This window comes from Desulfogranum marinum (assembly GCF_016918565.1).
GTDB classification, from domain to species: domain Bacteria; phylum Desulfobacterota; class Desulfobulbia; order Desulfobulbales; family Desulfobulbaceae; genus Desulfogranum; species Desulfogranum marinum.
This window is the reverse complement of sequence record NZ_JAFFQD010000107.1, coordinates 1-2,764: the sequence shown is the minus strand read 5'-3', so window position 1 is coordinate 2,764 and position 2,764 is coordinate 1. Positions and strand designations below refer to the sequence as shown.

The window sequence follows — 2,764 nt, the reverse complement described above, 5'->3', positions numbered from 1 at the left end:
CATTACAATGCACCGGGCATATGGCTGTGCCTTTAAATGAGTGCGAATGGAAGCCTGACGTTACGGGATAATTTAAAATTTGGTTCGCCAAGTCGAACAGGTGTTGACAAGCCTTCTCATGGAAGCGTAGACTCCGATAGTAAGCTACCGCAAATGGCTGCAACAAAGAGTCTGCGGAAAAATCCGCTGACCCGGAGGGTGAGTTTTTTGATTATCGACGAAAAAACAGTCTGTTTTTTTAGCGCTACCGTATTTTCTATAAATATCAAAAACTTAAGTTGAAAATCAAAAAAACTCATGAGAAATTCGGGCTAATGCTGCTCTGGTCACTTTATTCCACCAAATGATAGATAATGTGGTATCCGGTGAGGCCTCTCACACCGGTAACAAGGGTTCGAGTCCCCTTGGGGTTGCACATAAAAGAAAAGGAGAAAGCCTGGCTTCCTCCTTTTTTTGTTTGTTTCCCCCCCTAATTTCTCCACTCCGCCACTGAACCCCCTCGGGCTAAACAACTTTCCAAGGACACTGATTTTCCAATATAACCCTGTAACCTTACAGACCAAAAAAACCTTTGAATGGGCGCAGTTTATCTGCTATCCAAATATATATGCAGCAACAGAAGAAAAACAAAAAAATAAATCTATCCCCTTTTTTGTCAAAACAATTTGAAAAGATAAAAATTGGTAAACCGGGTATGAGCAAGTCCAGAAAAGAAAATCTCGGCTACTGGGAGGTGACAGCAATAGGGATCGGCGGAATGGTCGGGGGCGGAATTTTTGCTGTTCTTGGCCTTTCAGTGGAGTTAACCAATGGAGGCGCGCCAGTAGCATTTCTGATTGCGGGTATCGTTGCTCTCGTTACCTCCTATTCGTATGCAAGACTCTCCGTCACTTATCCAAGCCAAGGAGGAACAGTAGCTTTCCTGGATCGGGCGTTTGGCCCAGGTTTGCTGACAGGGAGTGCGAACATCCTGCTGTGGATAAGTTACATCGTCATGCTATCGCTGTATGCCTATGCTTTCGGAAGCTATGGCGCATCATTCTTTCCTCAAGCCTCACAGGTTTTTTGGAAACACGCTCTGATCACGGGCAGTATTGTCAGCATTACGGGTCTCAACCTTTTGAACGCCAGACTGATTGGTGAGGCCGAAGACTGGATTGTGCTCCTCAAATTGGTGATTCTGTCACTTTTTATTGGGGTTGGTATCTGGGGCATTGATAGCACCAGGCTTGCGCCTGCTTCATGGTCATCCCCTCTGAATCTGATTGCAGGCGGGATGATTATTTTTCTTGCCTATGAGGGATTCGAGTTGATTGCCAATACCGCGCAGGATGTTCGGGACGCGCCTAAGATATTGCCTCGCGCTTTCTATTCAAGCGTTGGTTTTGTCATAGTTCTCTATGTCCTCGTTGCCATAGTTACAGTTGGAACTTTGTCTGTTGACAAAATTGCAGAGGCTAAAGACTATGCTCTGGCTGAAGCAGCACGGCCGTTTCTGGGTCAAAAGGGATTTGTCTTGATTGCCATCGCGGCCATGCTTTCTACGGTTTCGGCTATCAATGCCACGGTCTACGGTGCCGCCCGATTGAGCTATGCCATTGCAAAAGATGGGGAACTTCCAAGCATGTTGGAAAACAAAGTATGGGGTAAGCCAATAGAGGGGCTTTTGATTACGGCGGGACTTACCCTGCTGATCGCCAATCTGACAGAACTCTCTAGTATGTCGACGATGGGGAGTGCTGGTTTCCTCTTAATTTTTGCAGCGGTTAATGGCGCCAACGTGGTACTGGCAGAAAATACAAAGAGCAAGCGCTTACTTTCGTTATTAGGGGTTGTGCTCTGTCTCGGTGCATTAGGGTGTCTGGTTTGGCAGACTGCAAACAATTCACCCGGACAGCTTTGGTTTTTGTTCACGATGTTAGGGGCGGCCTTTTTTATTGAACTCACCTTTCGGGTCATTACGGGGCGGACAATGAACCTTTCAAAGATCAGGAAATTGGATCATTGAAATCTTAAAAAATACTTTGTCGATTTTTGCCAAATGCTATATCTGGCTGGCAGTACAAAACACGTTCCGGAGTTAAAGATAGACTATTTTCTGATAATTCTATGTTTAGCTGTACAGCACATAAAAAGGCTAATTCAGCCGACCCAAATAGCAGCGCGGCTGATTAGGGGCGTTAGTTGCCATATGAAGAAGGATAGGAAATTATAAAATCGGAAAGATATAAAATCGGATGGGATAAATTAGCTGTAAAAAATAAATCTGTCTCCTTTTCAGTCCCCTTTTCAATCGCGGGTTATCTGCTATCGATGATGGGGCGTAATGAAGAGGGCTAACGGCCTCGACTCTCTCTGACTGAAAGAGGTGAAGAAGAAATTTGGGGTCTGTCCCGAATGGCACTACGTGGCACCACGGGCCTATCCCCTATTTTCCGACCGCTTTCAACCTGCTTGAGCACCTTGATGATCTGTTACTCGATGAATTGCTTTTTCCGCATACCTTCCTCCCTGTTTAATAGAGAAATAATGCCGAAATTTTCTAATTCATGCTGTTACAATTCTATGGGATGGTTACATTTTAACGCTAGCTAATACTGTTCCTGTAACTCCTTAGAGGGCAGTAATCGAAGTGGTTGCGTATTCCACTGAATCCGGCCACCCATTCCAGTCGAAACCGGCCAGTCAGTCCACGTGATTCCGGCCACCTATTCCAGTGAAACTGGCCAGGTGGTCGGAGCGAAGCGACGCTGTTATTTTTTCA

Annotated in this window: 1 protein-coding gene; it reads left to right on the top strand. The window is 45.6% G+C overall.

Annotation, left to right across the window (positions count from 1 at the left end; genetic code table 11):
- Positions 1-694 precede the first annotated feature (694 nt).
- The gene (locus JWH17_RS22980) at positions 695-2,008 is read left to right on the top strand and encodes an APC family permease (protein WP_369125081.1); all 1,314 of its coding nucleotides are present in this window, start codon (positions 695-697) and stop codon (positions 2,006-2,008) included.
- Positions 2,009-2,764: the final 756 nt, after the last annotated feature.

Excerpts from the sequence above, each read along its gene's own strand:
- JWH17_RS22980 (WP_369125081.1), top strand. The coding sequence starts at position 695 with ATGAGCAAGTCCAGAAAAGAAAATCTCGGCTACTGGGAGGTGACAGCA.